General features: G+C 40.9%; 20 protein-coding genes. 18 read left to right on the top strand and 2 right to left on the bottom strand.

All coding sequences use genetic code 11. From position 1 onward, the window contains the following. The first annotated feature begins 1 nt into the window (after position 1). From FC85_RS07070 to FC85_RS07040, 7 genes are all read left to right on the top strand, one after another. On the top strand, positions 2-979 hold the full coding sequence (locus tag FC85_RS07070) for an aldo/keto reductase (RefSeq protein ID WP_057864829.1): 978 nt from the start codon (positions 2-4) through the stop codon (positions 977-979). Positions 980-1,119: 140 nt separating this feature from the next. Next, positions 1,120-1,773 (top strand): NAD(P)H-binding protein, encoded by a 654-nt coding sequence (locus tag FC85_RS07065; RefSeq protein ID WP_057864828.1) that lies wholly within the window; start codon positions 1,120-1,122, stop codon positions 1,771-1,773. A gap of 38 nt (positions 1,774-1,811) precedes the next feature. Then, the gene (locus FC85_RS07060; protein ID WP_057864827.1) at positions 1,812-2,852 is read left to right on the top strand and encodes a zinc-binding dehydrogenase; all 1,041 of its coding nucleotides are present in this window, start codon (positions 1,812-1,814) and stop codon (positions 2,850-2,852) included. A gap of 456 nt (positions 2,853-3,308) precedes the next feature. Beyond that, positions 3,309-5,378, top strand: coding sequence for a DUF5776 domain-containing protein (locus tag FC85_RS07055; RefSeq protein ID WP_057864826.1), 2,070 nt, complete (start codon positions 3,309-3,311; stop codon positions 5,376-5,378). A gap of 51 nt (positions 5,379-5,429) precedes the next feature. Next, positions 5,430-6,428 carry a prenyltransferase/squalene oxidase repeat-containing protein gene (locus FC85_RS07050; protein WP_057864825.1) on the top strand — a complete coding sequence of 333 codons (999 nt, stop codon included), beginning with the start codon at positions 5,430-5,432 and terminating at the stop codon, positions 6,426-6,428. A gap of 38 nt (positions 6,429-6,466) precedes the next feature. Continuing rightward, the gene (locus FC85_RS07045; RefSeq protein ID WP_057864824.1) at positions 6,467-7,414 is read left to right on the top strand and encodes a DUF4430 domain-containing protein; all 948 of its coding nucleotides are present in this window, start codon (positions 6,467-6,469) and stop codon (positions 7,412-7,414) included. Between the two features lie 158 nt (positions 7,415-7,572). Continuing rightward, positions 7,573-10,107: a M1 family metallopeptidase gene (locus FC85_RS07040; RefSeq protein WP_057864823.1), complete on the top strand. Its 2,535-nt coding sequence runs from the start codon at positions 7,573-7,575 to the stop codon at positions 10,105-10,107. 155 nt (positions 10,108-10,262) lie between these two features. Here FC85_RS07040 and FC85_RS07035 read toward each other — a convergent pair whose 3' ends face one another. Continuing rightward, the gene (locus tag FC85_RS07035; protein ID WP_057864822.1) at positions 10,263-10,478 is read right to left on the bottom strand and encodes a hypothetical protein; all 216 of its coding nucleotides are present in this window, start codon (positions 10,476-10,478) and stop codon (positions 10,263-10,265) included. Positions 10,479-10,724: 246 nt separating this feature from the next. Here FC85_RS07035 and FC85_RS07030 point away from each other — a divergent pair, with 246 nt between their 5' ends. The 5 genes from FC85_RS07030 (at position 10,725) to FC85_RS07010 (ending at position 15,340) form a co-directional block, all read left to right on the top strand. Further along, positions 10,725-11,690 carry an NAD(P)H-dependent flavin oxidoreductase gene (locus tag FC85_RS07030; RefSeq protein ID WP_057864821.1) on the top strand — a complete coding sequence of 322 codons (966 nt, stop codon included), beginning with the start codon at positions 10,725-10,727 and terminating at the stop codon, positions 11,688-11,690. A gap of 380 nt (positions 11,691-12,070) precedes the next feature. Further along, the gene (locus tag FC85_RS07025; RefSeq protein ID WP_057864820.1) at positions 12,071-12,643 is read left to right on the top strand and encodes a CvpA family protein; all 573 of its coding nucleotides are present in this window, start codon (positions 12,071-12,073) and stop codon (positions 12,641-12,643) included. Then, positions 12,627-13,319: a matrixin family metalloprotease gene (locus tag FC85_RS07020; protein WP_057864819.1), complete on the top strand. Its 693-nt coding sequence runs from the start codon at positions 12,627-12,629 to the stop codon at positions 13,317-13,319. The genes FC85_RS07025 and FC85_RS07020 overlap by 17 nt, the downstream gene beginning before the upstream one ends. Before the next feature lie 191 nt (positions 13,320-13,510). Beyond that, on the top strand, positions 13,511-14,377 hold the full coding sequence (locus FC85_RS07015; protein WP_057864818.1) for an SDR family oxidoreductase: 867 nt from the start codon (positions 13,511-13,513) through the stop codon (positions 14,375-14,377). A gap of 204 nt (positions 14,378-14,581) precedes the next feature. Further along, on the top strand, positions 14,582-15,340 hold the full coding sequence (locus FC85_RS07010) for a LytR/AlgR family response regulator transcription factor (RefSeq protein WP_083485026.1): 759 nt from the start codon (positions 14,582-14,584) through the stop codon (positions 15,338-15,340). A gap of 74 nt (positions 15,341-15,414) precedes the next feature. Here the strand turns inward: FC85_RS07010 and FC85_RS07005 are convergent, their stop codons facing one another. Next, positions 15,415-16,686, bottom strand: a complete 1,272-nt coding sequence (locus FC85_RS07005; protein WP_057864816.1) for an MFS transporter — start codon at positions 16,684-16,686, stop codon at positions 15,415-15,417. Between the two features lie 232 nt (positions 16,687-16,918). Here FC85_RS07005 and FC85_RS07000 point away from each other — a divergent pair, with 232 nt between their 5' ends. From FC85_RS07000 to hisC, 6 genes are all read left to right on the top strand, one after another. After that, positions 16,919-17,506 carry a peptidylprolyl isomerase gene (locus FC85_RS07000; RefSeq protein WP_057864815.1) on the top strand — a complete coding sequence of 196 codons (588 nt, stop codon included), beginning with the start codon at positions 16,919-16,921 and terminating at the stop codon, positions 17,504-17,506. A 330-nt stretch (positions 17,507-17,836) separates the two neighbouring features. Then, positions 17,837-18,979 (top strand): family 20 glycosylhydrolase, encoded by a 1,143-nt coding sequence (locus FC85_RS06995; protein WP_186825066.1) that lies wholly within the window; start codon positions 17,837-17,839, stop codon positions 18,977-18,979. Between the two features lie 101 nt (positions 18,980-19,080). After that, a complete protein-coding gene (locus FC85_RS06990; RefSeq protein WP_057864814.1) occupies positions 19,081-20,295 on the top strand; it encodes a glycosyltransferase family 2 protein in 1,215 nt (404 codons plus the stop codon). A gap of 2 nt (positions 20,296-20,297) precedes the next feature. Next, positions 20,298-20,603 carry a hypothetical protein gene (locus FC85_RS06985; protein WP_057864813.1) on the top strand — a complete coding sequence of 102 codons (306 nt, stop codon included), beginning with the start codon at positions 20,298-20,300 and terminating at the stop codon, positions 20,601-20,603. Next, a complete protein-coding gene (locus tag FC85_RS06980) occupies positions 20,596-21,492 on the top strand; it encodes a polysaccharide deacetylase family protein (protein WP_057864812.1) in 897 nt (298 codons plus the stop codon). The genes FC85_RS06985 and FC85_RS06980 overlap by 8 nt, the downstream gene beginning before the upstream one ends. A gap of 89 nt (positions 21,493-21,581) precedes the next feature. Continuing rightward, positions 21,582-22,691, top strand: coding sequence for a histidinol-phosphate transaminase (hisC, locus tag FC85_RS06975; protein WP_057864811.1), 1,110 nt, complete (start codon positions 21,582-21,584; stop codon positions 22,689-22,691). The last annotated feature ends 36 nt before the right edge of the window (positions 22,692-22,727 follow it).

The raw sequence follows: 22,727 nt of genomic DNA, 5'->3' as shown, positions 1-22,727 counted from the left end.
TTTGGAAAAAAGACACTTGGGTGGACTAACCGTTGATGCGATGGGGTTAGGTTGTATGGGGATGAGCTTTGCCTATGGCGAAATCCCGGATCAAAGCCAAATGGTCAAGTTACTTCAAGCGGCTGTGGAAAGTGGTGAAACTTTTTTTGATACGGCTGAAATATATGGCCCTTATACCAACGAAGCATTATTAGGAAAAGCCCTGGCACCATATCGAGATAAAGTAACGATTGCAACTAAATGTGGCTTACGAATTGAGAATGGTAAACAAGTTGTGGACGCTAATCCCAAGGGTATCCAGCGCTCCGTTGAGGGATCCCTTAAACGATTAGGCGTAGATACAATCGATCTTTATTATCTTCACCGGGTTGATCCACATGTTCCAATTGAAGAAGTTGCCGATACGATGGGACAGTTGAAGCGGGCTGGTAAAATCAAGCATTGGGGATTATCTGAAGCTAGTCCGAAAACAATTCGAAAGGCGCATGCGGTTGAACCACTTGCTGCTGTTGAAAGTGAATATTCATTATGGACGCGGGATCCTGAGGCAGAATTATTGCCAACTTTAGATGAGTTGGGAATTGGGTTTGTCCCCTTCAGTCCATTGGGCAAAGGATTCCTAACCGGAAAAATTAATGCCAATACTAAATTTACAGAGGACGATGGGCGTCATAATTTGCCACGCTTTACGCAAGAAGCAATAATTGCTAATCAGGCATTATTAAAAGTGATTGACGAATTTGCTTTGGCAAAGCAGGCCACACCGTCACAAATCGCACTTGCGTGGTTGTTAGCTCAAAAGCCATGGATTGTCCCAATTCCGGGAACAACCAGGTTTAGTCGATTACAAGAGAATCTTGGTGCACTTAAGGTTCAATTCACTGAAGCTGAATTGGAACAACTTAATCAATTGTCAAAAAGGGTGAAAGTTACTGGTGACCGTTATTCTCCAGAATTAGCAAAGCGGGCTGGTTTATAAAGGTTCAACTGCTGGATCTTTCATTTATAAAAAATTACCATCATTTATATGAGTAACTGCAGTAACAAATATTATTGAGAATATAAAGAGGTCTTGGCAACTTTCCAAGACTCAAATAACTGAAAAACAAGGGGAAAAATATGACAACAAATGTACTGATTATGGCGGCGAACGGACAAATTTCACAACTAGTTGAACAACGGGTTTTAAATGAAGCACAATTTTCTGACATTCACTTAACGCTCTTTTTGAGAAATAAAGATCGGTTAGCTGATTTAGCTAACAATGATCGGGTTACGCTTGTTGAAGGCAGCCTTGACGATCTAGAGGATGTTAAGCAAGCTGTTAAGGGCCAGGATATTGTCTTTGTTGGGACGGTCGATCATACTAGTGATGATCGTCAAACTAAGAATGTTGTGGCGGCAATGAAGGATGCCGGTGTTGGACGGTTAATTTATACGAATGAACTTGGCATTTATGATGAAGTGCCTGGTACTTTTGGTGAATGGAATAAGCAGACAATTGGGACAGGCTTAAAAACTGCATTGGAATCCGATAAGATTGTTGAAGGATCAGGATTAACATATACGACGCTTCGATTACCTTGGTTAAACGACAAGGATGTCAAGTACGATCTTACTCACAAGGATGAACAATACGTTGGCGTTTCAGGTTCACGAAAGAGTATTGCTGATGTTGTCCTTCGAATTTTTGCTGATCCAGAGTTTTTAAAGAATGACAGTGTTGGCATTGCTGATCCGGATACGCAAGGTATGGATCGACCTGTTTATTAAGATTAATGTTGTGATGAAATTGAAGGAGAGCTCTTAGAATGAAAGCAGCAGTATTTATCAAGCCAGGTGAAGTTGATGTTCAAGATGTTGAAAAGCCAACCATTCAGAAACCGACGGATGCGATTATCCGGATTGTCCGGGCAAGCGTTTGTGGTTCTGATTTATGGTGGTTCCGAGGTATTTCTCATCGGGATGCTAATTCGTTGGTTGGTCATGAAGCAATTGGGATTGTTGAAGAAGTTGGAACTGATGTGACCGATATTAAGCCTGGGGATTTTGTCATCGCACCATTCACTCACGGCTGTGGTCATTGTGCCGCTTGTCTTGCCGGTTTTGATGGTGATTGTCTGAATCAAGAAGCAGGTGGTAATGGCGGTTATCAAGGTCAATATCTTCGATTTACCAATGCCAATTGGGCGCTGGTGAAAATTCCAGGTCAACCAAGTGATTACTCTGATGATGTGTTAAATTCATTAGTAACGCTAGCTGATGTGATGGCGACCGGATATCACGCAGCGGCTAGTGCCGAAGTTAAAACGGATGATACTGTTGTGGTGATGGGTGATGGCGCCGTTGGTCTCTGCGGTGTGATCGCGGCCAAGTTGCGTGGTGCAAAACGAATTATTGCCATGAGCCGCCACGCCGACCGCCAACAATTAGCGCGTGAGTTTGGTGCCACTGATATCGTGTCGGAACGTGGTGATGAAGCGGTGAAAAAAGTCATGTCTTTGACTCAAGGTTCGGGTGCCGATGCAGTTCTTGAATGTGTTGGGACTGAACAATCCGTTGATACGGCAGCTAAGGTCGGCCGACCGGGTGCGGTTGTTGGTCGAGTTGGCGTTCCTCAAAAGCCGGAAATGAATACCAATCATCTTTTTTGGCGAAATATTGGGTTACGTGGGGGCGTTGCTTCGGTTACAACGGATGATAAGCAGCTTCTGCTAAGGAAAGTTTTGGATGGCGAAATTCATCCGGGGAAAGTATTTACCCAGCGGTTTGATTTGGATCACATTCAAGATGCCTATGATGCAATGGATCAGCGTAAAGCGATTAAATCGTTGATTGTGATCAATCAATAATTAATTTTATAATGGCTAAATGAAAGATGGACTAATCTCAAAGTGGCGCACTTTGATGTTAGCCCATTTTTTGATGATTTGTATGAATAAATCTGGTATCAAGTTAGTGAATTTATCCCTAGTTAAAAAATATATTACCAATTTCGAATTCTTCACTACAAGATTGTTGTAATTAACCACGAATATATCATGGCAAACAAAAGAAAAATTGGTTTATTAATGCCGATCGGTCAAGAAACAACAAGTGGTTGACAGCAATTTTCCTAATATCTCATGTTGGATGTAAATAGTGTTTATCTCTGTGGCGTTTCGTGGCCTTGTAAAATTGGTAAAAAGAGTCCATTTACTTCTTTAAGTTATCCAACTATGATGAGCGTTGGGTCTACCTATAAAGGTGTTGATATCATTATGGGTTGGTATTTAACACAGAAGTAAAACTAATTGAGGGGTGTTTTAATGAATATTAGAAGATTTGTAGGTAATTTGGTATTGATTTTAGGAATGGTTGTTTTTTCGTGGATAGCGGTGCCAAACGTAAAGGCAGATAGCTCAAATACAGGCGTAAGTGTGATTAATTCTGCTAACCAGGGGACCGATTACCAGACCGCGATTACAAATGGAATTGGTTATATTAATAAACAAGATCTAAGCAAATTGGATGCTTGGAACGCACTTGATTTGGCCCGTTGCTCACAACCGATGACGAGTGCGCAAAATGATCAAATTCTAGAAAATCTGAAGGCAGAACTTAATTCTCAAGAGCCGGATGTTCAGGCAAAAGAATATGGAAAATTGATTATTGGTGTTGTCTCTGCAGGTGGCGATCCGATGAATTTTGATGGTAAGAATTTAGTTACTGCATTGGAAAAGTCTTCTCCAAATGATATTTATGGACTGGGTTATGGTGTCATGGCATTAAGCACCAACAATTATGGTGATGAGAGCAATGCAATTATTAAAATTTGGGTGGCCAACCTGTTAAAACAGCAAAAAGATGGTGTTTGGAATTTATTTAGTGTTTGTGATGATACGGGAATGGTTTTGCAGGCTTTGGCAATGCACCAGGATTTACCTGGTGTTAAAGATGCAATTCAAAATGCGGAAAAAGCTGTTGCTGCTAAATATTACCAAAAGGATACTGGTGAATTTGTTGATAAAAATTCACCTTGGGGAGTATCAGTTAATTCAAATACAGATGCATTTTTGGTAACTGGATTAGCCGCATGTGGTGTTGATGTTGGCAAACCATTGATAAATCAAAGTGGCGCTGTCTCACCTATTAATGGTTTATTAAAGTATCAGCAATCTGATGGGGGATTTTTCTGGCAGCTAAATACTGCTGATGTAGACTCAATGTCCACCGCGGAAGCTGTTTACGCGTTAGAGCAGTATCAATATGAACAAGCAGGTAAAGGATCTATTTATGATTTCCAAAAGAATCCTAAAGAAATAATTGCCAGTGATCAGAATAAATCTTATGCTATTAGCGCATTGAAGAGTGCCGCTGTTGCAAGAAAACAATCAATTGCCAGTGATCAAAGTGCTAATGCTGATGATCAGGCAACGGTCAATGCAACGATTGATCAAATTGTCGCAAGGTATACTGATCTAATCAATAAGGACCGTTCTGTTAATCAAATTCTTACAGATAAGCAAAGTGGGATTAATGCCATTAATAATGTTGTGGCAAGCCATTCAGATATTGCGACAACGACAGACAAAAGTAATGCGATTAATGCTTTATTGTCAACTGCAACGAATAGTAAACAATTTGTTAATAATGATCAGAAACTGAATTTGGCAAGTCGCAATAATGTGTTAACTCAGATTGACCAGATTGTGACGTCTTATACCAACACAATTAACAACGATATTTTAAAGAATCAGGTTCAGAGTGATTTAAATGCTGGTGTGTTGGCAATTAATAATATGACATTACTCCTAGATAGCTATAATAACAATTCTGGTTCCGGTAATGTTGTTAATCACACAGGAAATGTAGGAAATAGTGCCAATCCGGTGAATTCGACCAATACTCTCGGTTCAACTCAGAATAGTCATTCTACAAAAACAGTTAAGCAGCACAAGAGAGTTATCTTATTAACGGGAACGGCTCATTTGTACCGTAAATCTCAATTTACACAACATAATTTAATAAAAAGTTACTTACGACAATCTCGAGTTAATCGACCGATGTTCTTGATTATTCGTGAAATCGCCAAGAACCGATATCAAGTGAGAGATTTGAATCATGGTAACTATTACGGGGAAATAGGATATTTGAATGTTTCAGCGAATAAAATGACAAATGCGTATTATCGTAAGAATCCATCTAAGATTAAAGTAATTGGTACACATGGTATTAATTCGTATCGGCGCAGTAATTTGACTCGTAAGCAAAATCACCTAAAAAAAGGAACCATAATAAAAATTAAAAAGGTTGTTAACAGAGGATTAACGACAAGACTTCAATTGAAGAATGGTCAATATATGACCGCAAATAAAAAATTATTAATCAAGGATTAGGCTAAGTTGGATTTTTCGAAATTAATTGGTTAAAAGGAGTAGGTAAACAGAATGAAAAGTCGTATTTGCAGAATTTTATGTTCTAGTTTAATGCTGATTAGTTCAATTGGATTATTTACTTTTAGTCAGGGAAATCTTCCCACCTATTCAAATACAGGTGTGGCGGTTCACGCTGCGGTTGTTAATCACAACTATGATCGTTCGATTAAACTAGGGGTCAACTTTATTGCGCATCATACGCAGAAGTCTCTTTTGAATAGTTGGGATGCATTAGCACTCTCACGTTCGCCACAAGGATTATCAAGAAATCAAAAGACCTTCTTTTATAACAGTCTGAAACGACAATTCAAGAGCTTGAAAGGAAACTATGCAGCTACGGACTTTGAAAAAACTGTCATCGGGTTAACTGCAATTGGTCGTAATCCAAAACATTTTGAGGGGCAAAGCTTGGTGAATGATGTCATTCGGACGGCCACAAAAGATGGCATTAACGGTCAAGCATTTGGATTAATTGCTTTAAGTACAAATCATTATGGTAAAAGAAGTTCCGTTAAAATAAATGAGCTGATAGCAAAATTATTGAAGTCACAAAATGCATCTGGGGGTTGGTCGCTTAGTGGAAATAAGAGTGATTTGGACATCACGGGCATGGTCTTGCAAGCGTTAGGGATGCACCAAAATGTTGTAGGGGTTCAATCAGCAATTAACAAGGCAGTCCGTATGTTGAAAACAGAGGCTTTTGAAAAGAAAACGGGTGGCTTTCTCATAAAAAGTCACTTTACGAAGAAGGAAAACGCTAACGCCATTGCCAGTGTTGTTGCAGGATTGGCAGCTTGCCGTATTGATCCAATAAAAAGTTTTAAAGGTGTTAATCATGTAAATCCAATTAGCCGATTGCTGCTGTACCAAATGAAATCAGGGCAATTTTACTGGATTCTGAAAAGTCACGATGGGGCATTGAACATGTCAACTCAGCAATCCGTTTACGCCTTGGAACAGTATCGTTTCTTTAAATTAAATAAAGGATCAATTTATGATTTTAGTCGTTAGTTTATCGGAATAATAAGTAAAAAGGAGTATTTAATTCTATGTTGCTCAAACGATTCTTAAAAATAGTAGCCTTAATTTTCTCATTGACTCTGTTCTTTAGCACAATTGGTCAAGAGCTGATTACCTCAACACCGGTACAAGCCGCAAGCCAAAACAGTCGGCTGATTCAAGTGAAGAGTGGTCGAGCAAATTATCAAAGTAGCCATCATAAAACCCACAAATCTAAGCATGGTAAAAGGGCCAAACAAAGTAAGAAATCTCAACAAAAGAAGAAGGTTAAACAGAATAAAAAACAAGCAAATACAAAAAAAGTTAATCGTTCGAAGCGAACGAACAAAAAGACTGTAAAAAATAAGGTTTCAAAGAAATCTCCAACTTCTAAAAAAACTAAAGGATCTGATCAGATTGATAAAACTGGAGATGCCAACAAGCCGCAGAATCCCCAATCAACTACGAAGAGTAATCAAGGGTTGCCAGCAACCTCATCTAGCAATAACCCCACGGTTTCTTCGAGTTCAGCTACAGTATCCTCTCAAAGTTCAAGTTCAGAAATTAATGCTTCAAGTCCAACGGCTCCAGCAGTAAGTACTTCGCCAAATCCGGGGATAAGCACTTCACCAACAACTCCCGCACCGACACAACAAGTGACGGTGATGGTTTATGGTCCAATTAGTAAGGGCAACCAACTATTACTAAATGGATCAGTTACTATTAAGCAGGGGGATACAGTTTATGATGCGATTAAGCGGGCTTGCTCGCAACAAAATATTCCATTTAACGCGCTAGATGACGGCTCAAGTGCTTATGTGACAGGAATTGGCGGATTTAATGCGGGAAACTTTGGAGCAACGAGTGGTTGGCTTTATAGCGTTAATGGCAGCTTTTCAAACTTATCTTGCGGTTCTTATCCGATTAAGGATGGTGACATTATTAACTGGATGTTTACACAAAACCAAGGTAAGGATCGGAATGCACCAATTGCTTGATGTGATAAGCAAATAGCTTAGTCTTAAATGGATAAATGTTGAAAGTAGATAGCTAATTTTGATTCAATAATAATTTCTTTAGTCAGACTTCAAGGTCGTTACCTCTTGAATAAAAAGTCGTATAATATAGGTATTCTAATAAAATTAGGAGGATACTCATGGCAGAACTAACACATTTTTACCAGACATTCCAACCGACCCATTATGATATTTTTTTGAATATCAATCGGGAAACGAAACAAATTACCGGGAAAACAACGATTACCGGGGATGCAAAATCTCAGGCAATTTCGATTCATCAGAAGTATTTAGACATTACAACTGTTCAATCAGACGGGCAAGACGTCCCGTTTACGACCGATGACAAGAATGATGCTATTCGAATCAAACTTCCAAAAGACGGCCAGACGACATTGACCATTACGTATAATGCCAAGCTAACGGATACAATGATGGGAATTTATCCATCGTACTATGAAGTTAATGGGGTTAAAAAGCAAATTATTGGGACCCAGTTTGAAACAACATTTGCTCGCCAGGCATTTCCATGTGTTGACGAACCGGAAGCAAAAGCAACCTTTGATTTAGCCATTAAGTTCGATGAACATCCAGGTGAAACGGTTTTGAGTAATATGCCCGAAACTCGTGAAGAAAATGGCGTGCATTATTTTGACACTACCGTTCGGATGTCGACATATTTGGTTGCCTTTGCCTTTGGTGAACTCCAAGGAAAGCAAACAACGACTAAAAGTGGTGTTAAAGTGGGGGTCTTTGCGACTAAAGCCCACAAAGCCAATGAATTGGATTTTGCTTTGGATATTGCTAAGCGTTCAATTGAATTCTACGAAGACTTTTATCACACACCATACCCATTGCCACATTCTTGGCAGCTGGCACTGCCTGATTTCTCAGCCGGTGCGATGGAAAACTGGGGGCTTGTCACATACCGTGAAGCCTACCTGTTACTTGACCCGGATAATACAGCCCTCGACATGAAACAATTAGTTGCAACCGTAATTGCTCACGAACTAGCTCATCAATGGTTTGGTGATTTAGTCACAATGAAGTGGTGGGATGATCTCTGGTTAAATGAAAGTTTTGCCAACATGATGGAGTACGTTGCTATTGATGCTCTAGAACCTGACTGGCACATTTGGGAGACTTTCCAAACAAGTGATGTTCCGGCAGCTCTGCAGCGTGACGCGACCGATGGGGTTCAATCGGTTCACGTTGAAGTCGAAGATCCAGCTGAAATTGATTCATTGTTTGATGCTGCGATTGTTTACGCTAAGGGCGCTCGAATGTTAGTGATGGTTCGAGCCTTATTAGGTGATGACAACCTGCGGACTGGTTTGAAGAATTACCTGAATGCTCACAAATATCATAATGCGACCGGTGATGATCTCTGGTCAGCGTTGGGTGAGGCTTCTGGTTTGGATGTTGGCGGCATTATGAAATCGTGGTTGCAGCAACCTGGATATCCGGTTGTGAATGCGGCGGTAGTTGACGGCAAATTAACCATTTCTCAACAGCAATTCTTTGTTGGTGACGGCAAAGAAGTCGGCCGCCAATGGCAGATTCCGTTGAATGCCAACTATGATGGTGCGCCCGCTATATTCGATCAAAAACAGTTAACCCTTGGCGATTATGACCAATTGCGGAAAGCTAATGCTAAACCGTTCCGGGCAAACGTTGGTAATAACTCACACTTCATTGTTAAATATGATCAAACATTGTTGAAGGATATTCTGGATCATGTTGATTCACTGGACGCTATTTCACAGCTTCAAATTCTTCAAGATCTTCGCTTATTAGCCGAGGGTCGTCAATTATCATACGCTGAAATTGTGCCGTTATTATCACAATTTGCAAATAGCCATTCTAACGTTGTTAACGCGGCTTTGTATCAAGTTGCCAACGATTTGAAGAAATTTACGACACCTGGCTCCGAAGAAGAAAGACAGTTGCGGGCCTTGTTTGACAAATTGAGTGCCGCTCAGGTTGGTCGTTTGGGCTGGACACCTAAAACTGGCGAATCAAATGATGATCAACTGACTCGGCCATACATTTTGAGTGCGGCATTGTACGCGCAAAACTCGGATGCCGTTGCCTCAGCCCATCAACTCTTTAAAGCAAACCAGAATCATTTGGAAAGTTTGTCAGCTGATATTCGGGTCTTTGTTCTGCAAAACGAAGTTAAAAACTTTGGTAGTGAGGCGTTGTTTGACAAATTATCATCCGCTTATCGGCAAACATCGGATGCAAGTTATAAGTCAGATATCAGCCGCGCTTTGACCAGGACGGCGGATCCTGAATTAATTGCGAAATTAATCAGTAAATTCGAGGATGCCGATACGATCAAACCTCAAGATTTACGTGCATGGTTCCGTGGCGTTCTGGCCAATAATGATGGTCAGCAGGCAGCCTGGGATTGGATTCGTCAAGATTGGCAGTGGTTAGAGGATACGGTTGGCGGTGACATGGAATTTGCCACTTATATTACGGTGATTGCCATGGTATTCCATACCCCAACTCGATTAGCTGAATTTAAAGCATTCTTTGAACCAAAACTGAACACACCAGGTTTGACTCGTGAAATTAAGATGGACACCAAAGTCATTGAAACCCGAGTGGCATTGGTTGAAGATGAAAAAGCAGCCGTCAATACAGCTGTGGCCGACGCAATCAAATAATCAACCGTCCAGTTTAGATTTTGATTCGATAAATCTTGAAATCAATACGAGATTAAGATGGGAAATGCCTGTCTTAGCTTCCAGTGACTAAAAAGACATGGGGTCTGATTAAATTTTAATCAGACCCCATGTCTTTTAATAGTCAGGTAAAACTTTTATCTAGCGTTTCTCGTGATCATTTCATAACCCAGCCAAGCCACAAATGCGACCAGGGCAATGCCTCCCAGCCAGAATCCCCAGATAATGATTCTGGTGAAAATGGCAACGATAATCAATAGGGCGAGAATACCACCGAAAAATCTGATAATTGAGAAGCCAATTTTCAAAAGTAGGTAAAACCAACCGAATATTAGAAAGAATAATAGTGCCATCTTGTCGGCCTCCTTAGAAAAGGGACGAAACCCAATCCCTGTATTCACGATTATTATACTAGAATTGCGTGTCGTATGGTCCATAAAGATCGAATTAAATGTCACTGATATATTATTATATTTGACTGATTTGATTGAATAACGCTAATGTGTAAATCGTTTACATTATCGATGTAAGCGGTAAAATGACCATGTAAATAAGTGTCGATTACTTGGGAAGCCTTTAAAAATAGGATGGTGCGATTAATGATGACAAAACAGGTATCTGATCTTTTGAAGATTCAATATCCGATCATTCAGGCACCCATGGCTTGGCTGACTGACGCGAAACTCGTGGCTGCGGTTGGTGAAGCCGGTGGCTTGGGTATCCTTGGCCCCAATGCCGGCCAGGATGAGTTGACAAGTGATCCGGTTGAAACAGCAGAACGGATGCGTCAGGAAATCATTAAGGTTAGACAGTTAACTGATCGGCCGTTTGGTGTTATGGTAGCAACTCCGCGGCCTGGTGAAAGGATTGCCGATAACGTTTTTACTCGGGAAATGTTAAAAATGCTTTTTGAAGCCCAAGTTCATTATTTTGCGGTTGTGGGAAGCGTCAACGCGGAATTGTTTGACTTGATTAAGGCCCATCATGGACTGATTATTTATCGGGCTTTGACGCCGACAGTCGCAGATGCCAAGCAAGCTGAATCACTTGGAGCTGATCTAATCGTGGCAACAGGTCGGGATGAGGGTGGGCTACTGCCCGCTCGCGAATATGGGACGTTTACCGTTGTCCCGGCAATTGTTGACGCGGTTTCGGTCCCGGTGTTGGCGGCCGGTGGCGTTAATGATCGGCGTGGTGTGAAGGCAGCCTTCGCGTTAGGTGCTCAGGGGGTATACGTTGGCACCCGGTTTATGGTGACCCGGGAATCACCACTTGCTAAATCGGCTAAACAATTAATTGTCGATAGTACCTATGATCAAGTTGCAGAGGTTTCACTGGACCAGCGATCAATCACCACTAAATTGGCCCGCCAGTTTGCCCAAGCATTTCAGCAACCAAGCCGGCGTATGAATATGGATTCGAAAATTAACCAAGCAGGTGGCTTACGGCCGGCAATGCGGTTGGGCAATTTGGACGAAGGAATTGTTGAAGTTAATACCGGAATTGATACGATTCACGATGTTCCAACTGTGGCAGAATTAGTTGAACGATTAATGACGGACTAGGATATGCTTTTTGTTGGTATTAGGTGAAACGTTATCAAACAAAAACGTGGCGTAACAAGCAGATTTAGCCATATAGATAGTTTCAGCCCGGCTTATATTAGATTGGTTTTCGGCTAGCCAGCCGAAACGTGTGCCAGAAGGCAAATTCCGGCCACATAAGGCAGCCAACCCTACTATTCAGAACCGGAATGGTAGGGTTGGCTGCCTTATGTTCTGGAATCTAACCGCCTTCTGGCACACTCTGTTCTATAGACTTTCTTAATCAAAATTACATTCCCTTAAGCATTCAAGGTAAAATCAATCATCACGGGCTAAAATATGGTAAAATTTAGCAATAGTTTTGATATGTTAGCCACCATTTACTAAAAAGGAGAACAGAATTGGTTCTTAATTTATTAATTTTAATTTTGTTGGTTGGTGGTTTAATGAGCGGCTATCGAGCTGGTCTCATTACCCAGTCAGTTCGAATTATCTCGCTGATTTTATCATTTATCGTGGCATTCTATTATTTCCAACCAGCTGCTAATTTGGTGATGACAGTTGTGAAAAAACTGGGTGCGGAGCCCAATCTTCAATGGATTTACATTATCGACATTATCGCGTTTGTTTTCCTTTTTGGACTAACTCACACGGTTTATTTAATGCTCGGAAATCATTTAAATGGCATTGCCAAAGTTCCCGGCTTCCACATTGGTAATGCAATCCTAGGCTCAGCAGTTGGCTTGTTAACCCAGTATCTGGTGATCTTCTTTGTTCTAAATATTCTTGTTGTCTTTCCAATTAATTGGATTCAAGATCAATATCGACAGTCAGACATTTCGCAAACAATTGTTAAAAAAACGCCAGTATTGTCTGGACAATTTTCCCGGAATTTAATTAAAAATAAGTCGTTTATTCAAGATGACACCACGTATCGTTACGACGGAGGAACCATAAATGAAGTGGATAAATAGGCTCATTGCACTGATTATTGTCTTGCTAACCTTGAATATTTTTATCCAGCCGGGTTCATTAAAATCAATTGGCCATCGGGTGAATAACGCGATTGATTTACCAACGATGCTCAAAGTTGAAATTGATAAAGATAATCACCATGAAAATCAAACGCAGCAAAAGGCAACTCAGACTAATGCCAACGCGACGCCAATTGAAAGTATCGTTCAGGGGCGAACATTGTCTAACAGGTACTATTATCATTTTGCCAATGGTGTTGGTGATCGAGCTAAACAGGCTTTTCTGAGTGCGGTTAGTGATTACAATAAGACCGGAATTGTCAGGTTGGAACCACAAACCGGTAAAGTAGATTCACAAGCCAATCAATTAACGTTTTATGTTTATAAAAAACGAGTTGAAAATGGTTCGGGAGCTGTTGAACTAGGGCTCGGTGGCCCACAGATTTACCCATGGATTGGCAATCGAAATGACGATTTGAATCGTGGGCGAGCCGGATTAAATGCTGAATATCCACAATCCAGTATGCAAAAACCGGTTGCACTTCATGAGATTGGTCATGCCTTGGGATTAGATCACAGCACGAAGCGGGATTCAATTATGTATCCGGTCGATCAGGGTGAAACCAGGTTATCAAGTGGCGATCTGGCTGGTCTAAAAGAGATTTATCATAAATAATGATTTGGTATTGCGGCTTTTACCAATTCTATGTAAATGAATGTGGCTGCACAAGTAAATTGGCTAAAACTGAGCTGTGACTGTGCCAACTACTATCTGAATTTAAAGGCCCTGGATAAACAATTACCGCTGGATTGCTTTATAATGATCCACGGGATACATTAATTAAATGATTTAGGAGGCTGCTAGCCATGAATTATGCTGTTACGGGTTCAACGGGCCACTTTGGAAAATATGCCGTTCCGTATTTACAAAAACTTGTTAAGCCACAAGATACTGTCATTGCATTAGCGCGAAACGTTGAAAAAGCTAAAAGACTATATCCAAAAGGAGTCGATGTGCGCCCTGGCACTTATGAAGATTCGGAGCAATTAATTGAATCACTTAAAGGTGTTGATAAATTGCTGCTTATTTCGTCTCAGCCTGGTGCAGCGATGTCACGGATTGACCAGCACAAAAACGTTGTTGAAGCTGCCAAAAAGGCGGGGGTAAAATTTATTGCCTACACTAGTTTCCCCCATGCTGATACGACTGAGGCACCTTTGGCGGCTGATCATAAGACCACTGAGAGTCTCATCAATAAATCCGGTATTGCCCATTCGTTTCTTCGAAATAATTGGTATCTGGAAGATGAACTGTCATTTATCGAAGGCACTCATAATGGTGAACCATTTGTCTATTCAGCCGGTGACGGCCAGGTTGGTTGGGCACCCGAGGAGCTATACGCGCAAGCTGCGGTTACGGTCCTAACAAACGATCAGCCGAAAGAAATCTATGAGTTTACTGGTCCAATGCATTCGTATACTGATCTAGCGGATGCCCTTCAAAAAGTAACTGGTAAGCAATTTGAAATTGCCAGCGTTTCTGATGATGAGTTTATGGCTAATTTGCGTAAGTACGTTCCTGATCAAGTTGATGCCATGATGACAATGATTCAGAAAATGATTCGAAATCATAATTTGGAAGAAGAAACGACTGATTTACCGGATGTTTTGCAAAAGCCGGTGCCATCATTGGAAGAACAGATTCGGGCACTTACTGAAACTTCGACAAAATAGGCGAAAACTTCGGTTTAATGAGTAATCAAAAGACGCTTTAATCGCATTGCCAACAATGACTGCGATTAGAGCGTCTTTTAAGATTCCAGGTAAAAATTTGATATAAATTTTGGTTATCTTTTAGAAATTTCCGTTACTTTTAATCTCCTTTTCGTATCTAATTTATAGACACTGTCGAAAAATCTGTGATGGTTGGTGAAATAGATGATGAACGTAATTGTATTAGAGGATGACTTGGATCGATTGGATTATCTAACTGGTTTTGTAAAACGATATAGTCAGTTTGAAAGGCTGCCGGTAAAAGTCGCTTTGGCTACTGAGAAATTTGACGAGGTTAAGGAATATGTTGAGCGCAATAGAGGTAAGGATGCGCTGTTTTTCCTAGATATTATTTTGACTGGAGAGGTTCGCGATGGCATTGATTTAGCGATCTTTATTCGGCGGCGGATGCCCAACGCTCAGATTGTTTTTGTGACGAAGCATCGAGAGTTAGTCATGCCGGCAGTTACGCATAATACCTTGCCAATGGACTTCATCCCTAAAGATGTCGGACCACGCCAATTTGAACAGACTATCCGCCAAGATATTAAATTGGCGTTGCGAAAAATAACAACTAGCAAACCGACTCAAAGTGAAACGTTTGTCTATCATGTAAATGAAAAATATTATGAGATACCAATTGATGATGTTGTCCTGATTGAATCAGTTCCTAAAAAAGCTAATCAATTAATTTTGTACACAAATAAAACGATTATCCCTATCTACGGTCAATTAATTGATTTTGAGCGCAAGTTTAAAATCCTTTATCGTTGTCATCGAAGCTACTTAGTCAATCCCAACAATGTCCGGCGGGTATTTGGGAAGCCACCGCATGTGTTATTAAATCGAGTTGGAAAGAATACCTGTCCGGTGTCTGAACGCCATATCCGAGAATTACACCAGATTGTCGATAAAATTGACTAACCGGTTGATTTCGGATTTAGACCTGAGAAGCGATCAGGTTGAGCCCAAAGTTGGTTTAGCCAATCTCACGAAGGTTAGTCATCTTTGATAGTTTCTTCCAACGTTTTTCGTCGAGCCTGTAACTGGACGTCGTATCCTCTAACCAGCGGCATAAAGATGGCGACAATGCCACAGAGAACGGTGCCAATTCCCGCAATGACAAACAGTTGTTCAACACCGATAGCATCAGCAAGTGGTCCGGCAAAAACCAATCCAAGTGGACCGGTCAAACTAAGTAGTGAATTCAGAACCCCTAGTACCCGGCCTAATTGATGTGGCGGATAGCTTTGCTGAATCATCGCCATTAGCAGGGTATTAAAGTAAGGTGTTGCAAAGCCGGCAATTGCATTGAGGACGACAAAGTACCAAAAGCCGGTTTGATTACCCGGAAGCAGGCCACTGATTCCAATTGGAATTCCCACTGCGAAAAAAGCAATGATAACCGGTTTCATCCGATCTTTCCAATCACCCCAAATACCAATAATTGCGCCACCGGCCAGCATCCCGCCAGAGTAAATCACTTCAATCAGCCCGGCCTGACCAACGGTTCCGTGAAAATAAGACATTGTCATTAAGGGATACATACTGGCTGCCGGCATAAAGAGTAGTGTAAAGACCGCGCCGATGATTGTGATGTACCAAAGTCCCTTATTGTTAACAAGCTGTTGGACGCCCAATTTAGTATTGTGCAGAACATGGAGGGCGCCGTCGATAATCTTGTGTTCGGGAATTGTTACCCACAACCAAATCATGATCGTCCCGATAGCTGCTCCCAGCACATCGAGCAAGATTAAGGCTTTCATCGGGATAATTGAAAATAGAAAGGCGCCAACGGCCGGAGCAATGATCATATTGGCAGATTGAACCATTCCCAATTGACCATTGGTTTTGGTTAACTGTTTTTCAGGAACCATTGTTGGAATAATGGCTTGAATTGTCGGCATTTGGAACGTTTGGGCAATTGATCGCATGAGTAATGAAACGAAAATCAGCCAAAGTGGAAATTCATGAAAGATCGTTCCAGAGATCGATAAGATAATTGCAAATAAGGCCGCCACGAGATCAGGGACGATTAAAAGGGCTTTTTTATTCCAGCGGTCAACTAATGGGCCAACAAATGGGCTAAGTAAAACCATTGGCAGCATTCCCAGAATAGTTGCAAAGCTAAGGACAGTTGCCGAACCCGTAGCCTTGGTTAAATACCAGATGATTGCGTATTGGACGATCATACTAGTGATCCCGGTTAAAAATTGGCTGGTCAGAAATAAAAACGTATTTTTCTGCCAGTGAGACAAATTATTATCCATATTCAATACCTCGTTAGAAGATTCACAACAAAAGAATCACAACTATTTTACCTTATTTGAATGAATTTGTGTGATTTAACAATCGGGGATTGTTGCTGACTTTTTGCACTGGGTGTGGTAATCTTAAGTTTACGTGAGCGTCGTAACTAGGGGATATTTGTTATCATAACTGAGAAGATTAACCCGAATTAATTGATGCACTTTACACTTGAATGTTAAGGAGAAAAATAAAATGACGTTACCACAACTTGATTTAGCAAATGCAACTGGTCCAAAGGCCACTATCAAAACAAATTACGGAGATATCATTGTCCAATTATTTCCAGAACAAGCACCCAAAACTGTTGAGAACTTTGTGGCCTTAGCTCAAAAAGGCTATTACAACGGCGTGACTTTTCATCGGGTTATTCCCGACTTCATGATTCAAGGCGGGGATCCGACTGGAACGGGAGCTGGTGGTGAGAGCAGTTTCGGTCATAATTTTGAAGATGAATTTTCACAAGAATTATTTAATATTAACGGCGCCTTGTCCATGGCTAATGCTGGTCCGAATACTAATGGCAGCCAGTTCTTCATCGTATCTAACGAGCATGTCGATGATGGCATGGTTGGTCAAATGAAGGCGGCCGGTTATCCTGATGACATTGTTGAAACTTACAAGAATGGTGGAACTCCTTGGTTGGATTTTCGGCATACGGTTTTTGGCCAGGTTATTAATGGCATGGATATTGTTAAAGAAATTAGTAAAGTTGACCGTGATTCTCAAGACAAGCCAACCAAGGCTGTTGTGATGGAATCAGTTGAAATTAATAACCAGTAATTTCCGATAATTAGAATCAAATATGTGATCAAAGACCTGTTAGCAGAATCTAATTTTTGCTGACAGGTCTTTTTTGGTCACACATCAATTTTTACTATTTGATGACTCAGTTCAACATACCGCGCTGTTAAAATGCTTATATTTTGTCATGTGGGTTAATATATATCTGAGTATTTTACAAACTTTTTAAAACGTTTCTTAAAGCTTTCTAATAATTTCGGTGTTTTAGATATCGTTACTAGCATTATGACTTAGTTTTGTTACGATAGGTTCAGCTTTTAAATCAATTGTAATTGTTCAAAATATAATGAATTAAAGAAGGGGATGCCAATGTTACGAAAACGTTGGTTACTAGTTATACCAGTTATCTTATTATTAATGGGCTGTCATTCAACGGCAACCACGGCCCAAAAAGCCGATCGTGTCAAAAATGGTCAGTTCAATGGCATCACATTAGATGTATCAAGACATCATTATCAAGTTAGTACATTGGAAAAATTTATCACATTCGTAGCTGATCATCATGGCAGTTTCGTGCAACTTCATTTTACCGACGATAAGGACTTTGCAATTGAGAACGCTGTCGTTGGTCAAACGATTAGCCGGGCAACGAAAAAAAACGGTATTTGGCGGAATAATCGGACGCATCAAGCCTTTTATAGCAATCAGCAAATTCAGCAGTTACTGAGGTTAGCGAAGCAGCGGGGAGTTACGTTAATTCCAGAGATTGATACACCGGCCCATGTTACCGGTTTGGTTAACACACTCAAAGCGTCCGGGAAAGCTGCGTTGGCCAAAAAGCTAAGTTGGCATTCAAATAGTTATGGCGATGAACTGCATCTTAATCAAGCCAGTATCAACTTTGTTAAACGGATAGATCATGAAGTAGCTGATGACTTTGCTGGCCAACGGAATGCGAGATTTCATTTGGGCGGTGATGAATTTACGGATAAAATGACCAAGAATACTGCTTATATTAAATACTTAAATGCAACCAGTATGAATGTTGAGCAGCTTGGGTTCATCCCGGAAGCTTGGAATGATGGCTTCCTGAATACCAGTTTGAAGGCGATTAATCACCACATTCAGGTGACGTATTGGAATTGGACCGCCGATCAGTTTGGAACACTGGGAAAGCAACGGCGTAAGACTTGGGCATCGATGCCCAGGTTGATTGCCAATCACTTTAAGGTGCTGAATTACAACGACTACTATCTGTATTTCAATATTACGAAAAAGGGAATTTCGAAAAGGGATGTGGCCTATATGAGTAACGATATGAAGCGCTACTGGAAACCAACTTTGTGGGATAATGATTCTGCTACCAAACTAAAATCATTGCATGGTATTGTTGGCAGCAGTGTGTCGTTTTGGGCCGATTCTGCAGGTTCAATTACCGATAAACAGATCTATCGAGCGGGGAATAAGTTTATCGAAACCTTTTTAAGGTTGGCACAAAAGCCGCTATCTTAGAAAATGGAAATTATTATTTCTTTTGACGATGGCTGCGAATGATCTTGGAGGTCTGAAGGGAAAAACAGATCATTTTTATGATTCATAAGGGGGGATTTAAGATGCAGACGCTTAGTTCATTTGTTATTTTATATCCAGTGATTGTTTCACTGGTTTGGATTATTGGATCAGTTTTCTTTGCCATTCAACAACGAAAAGTGCCACTTCGAAATTTACATGCGGGGCAACCGGCTGATCTGGTTTCAGTATTGATTCCAGCTCATAATGAAGCCGAAACTTTGGATCAAGTCGTTCAATCAGTTGCCAACTTAACCTATTCTAAGATTGAACTTATCTTGATTAATGATGGGAGCGACGATAAGACTTTAACAGTCATGCATGAGTTAGCCGCTAAATTCAGCGGACAATTTCCCGTTAAAATCATTGACGTTGAACCTAATCAGGGGAAGGCGAACGCGTTAAATGTTGGCGCCAAAGCAGCCCAGGGAACTTACTTGCTTTGCTTGGATGCTGATTGTTACGTTGACTCTCACGTTCTTGAGCCGATGTTGGCGAGATTTTATGATCATCCCAGAGTTGGGGCGGTTGCTGGCAAACCGATTGTTAGAAATCGAACCAGTATTTTTGGCCGACTGGAATTGTTGGAATATGTTGGCGTTATCGATATTATTAAGCGCGGTCAAGCTTTTGTAACTGGCCATATTACGACTGTTTCTGGGGTGGTTGTCGCATATCGCAAGGCAGCTTTGGCCGATGTTGGCTGGTGGAATGCTGACGCGATTACTGAGGATATCGATGTCACTTGGCGACTTTATCATCACCACTGGCGGGTCATTTATTGCCCACAATCGGTCGCCTGGATTTTGGTTCCTGAACACATTAAGGATTTAATTCATCAACGCCGGCGTTGGGCCCGGGGCGGTTTTGAAGTATTATTTCGAAATCGTGGCATGTTAATCACTGGTCGACTGAGTGAACAGTGGTTGCTCTTAGACATGATTTTGAGTGATTTGTGGGCAATCAGTTGTTCATTCGTGACCCTGTTTTATTTGATTACCGTTGCCTTTACTGGTGATTTGATTATGGATGGGGTCATTCTTTTCCTACTATTATTGATCAGTCTGGTTCAATTCTTAATTGGATTCGCTGATTCGCGGAAGTCGGATTTTATTAGCTGGCAGGATTTGCTGTTACTGCCATTGTATGTTGTTTTCTATTGGTTTATTAATCTCGTTAGCTGTCTAACTGCTTTGGGATCATTTTTCTTGGATCCAAAACATGTTGGTAGTTGGAGCAGTCCGGATCGGGGGCTTTGAAGATGAAAAAGACAAGAATTCCATCAGATTTGATTATCCGGAAGCATTCTTCATTATTAACGATGTTTCGACGTGCGGTGATTTTAATTGGTCTTTGGCTAATTACCGGCTATATTATTTATATTAATTTTTGCTTTTTATTTAATGCTTATTCTGATTCGTTAGTTTCGGATTACCTGGTGCTCAACCTGTCGTTTCACTCATATTTTGTCTTTGCGATTCTCGTCTTGGTTGTTGCCAGTATCATGATCACTTTTGGTTGGTGGCGGATCAAAAAGTTGGAACGGCAGGCGAAAAAAGATGAGTAAAACAAAACGAAAGTGGATTTTGACCACGTTTATTCTTGTTTTCTTGGCATTACTGGCGGTCACTGTCCGTCACAACATTAAATATCAACTCGGCAATCGCCCCAGTTATGCCATTTCCAAGTACGATGAACGGATTAAAAACGGTGTGATGGTTTTCTGCTATCACCGGGTTCTTGATGATACCGATAATGATATCGTTAAATTTGATGAAGAAGTGTCACCTAATAGTCAATTTCACGATTTTAACGTGAATTTATCGAGTTTTAAGCACCAGATGGCCTATTTACAAACTCACCATATTCGGGTGATTTCATTGCCAACATTGATTCATATGGTCACCAACCGCCAGCCCATTCATGGTCGCTACGTTGTGATTACGTTTGACGATATCGACCGTACGGTGATCAACAACGCATTCCCAGTGCTGCTGAAGTACCATTATCCATTTACGGATTCAATTATTACTGGCAACACAGGCTGGTACAAAGCTGGTGAGAAATTAGCAACGTGGCCGGCAATTCAACGAATGCAAAAAAAGGCCGGCCGTTTGGCAACCTTTGCTGTTCATACGAACCGAATGCATTATTTGGTTGATAACGGCACGCCGGTCTTCAATCTGCCAGGCAATTTGGTAAGATTTAAGCATGATTATGCAACCAGTCAAACGGTTTTAAAGCGCAAAATTGGCTATCGATCACCTATTTTTACTTATCCATATGGGAGTGGGACGCCTCAGGTTCAGAAGTTTTTAGCTGAGCAGCCTGGTTTGAAAGCTATTTTGACTTTAAACAATGGCATCGTGACCAATCAGAGTGATTTGAAAGTTACGCCCCGGGTCATTATTAATAATAGTAGTTGGCCAAGCGTTGCAAAGTGGATTCGGCAATAATGGGCATTAAATGACCGGAAACCGAATAAGAACGTTACAATAATATGAGTGAGTCAATTTTAATTATTTGATTGGGGACGGTGATTGTTTTGGCAAAGTTTGATCAAACGTTTAGAAAAGAAGTTAATATTGTCCAACCATATATTCAGGGCGATACTGAGGATATGGTTCGGCGGAAATATCATTTGAATAAAGTGGTTAAATTGGGATCTAATGAAAATCCATATGGTCCCTATTACCATGCAAAAAAAGCCATGATCCGCAGTATTGATTCACTAAATCGATACCCGGAAGATGACTTTGTCAATATGGAAAAGTTGTTGGCTGACCAATTTAAATTAAAACCTGAGAATGTTGCGATCGGCAGTGGTGCTGGTAACATTATTGAAACCATTTCGAAAATGTTTTTAAATACAGGTGATGAGGTCTTAATTGCCCAACAGTCATATCGACTTTATCGTGAAGTATCAAAGTTGATGGGGGCTAAGGTGATCGAAATCCCATTGACTGATGACTTCCAATTTGATTTGGATACTTTCAAGGCAAAGTTCACCAGCAAAACCAAGTTAATTTGGATTTGTAATCCTAATAATCCGACTTCAACGTTAACGGATAAAACTAAATTAAAGCAGTTTATGGATGATCTTCCAGATGACGTTTGGGTCGTAGTTGATGAAGCGTACGCCAACTTCGCTGACAAAGACAAACTGTTTAATTTTGTCCCATACATTGGCAAAAAACGCGTCATTGTCATGCGAACATTTTCCAAGTTTTATGGACTGGCTGGTGCCCGTCTGGGGTATATTTTGGCGGACCCACAGGCAATTCAAGCCTATAATACGGTGACAGAGCCATTTAATACCAACCGAACCGTTTTAGCTGGTGCTGAAGCAGCGATTAAATTTGATCAGGCACAATCTGATAAAGCGTTGGCTAAGATTCGCGGCGATCGAGCGATGTTAGTTGAGGCACTGGGATTGTTGGGCTGCCAAGTTGCCCCGTCAGAAGCGAACTTTGTGTTTGCAAAGTTACCGGATGATGCACCAAATGCCACGATCGTTTCTCAGCGGTTGATGGAACAAGGGGTCATTATTCGGGATGGGACACCTTGGGGTTTTCCAAGGTACATCCGGATTACAATTGGTAAACATGATGATTTGGAGTACTTCTTGGAGAAATTCAGAGCCCTCATTCAGTGAGTATAATAATTAAGTTGTTCTTGAAGATAACAAAAA

Source organism: Lentilactobacillus diolivorans DSM 14421 (assembly GCF_001434255.1).
Classification (GTDB): domain Bacteria; phylum Bacillota; class Bacilli; order Lactobacillales; family Lactobacillaceae; genus Lentilactobacillus; species Lentilactobacillus diolivorans.
The sequence above is the reverse complement of the archived record's forward strand: the minus strand, read 5'-3'. Positions and strand labels throughout refer to the sequence as shown.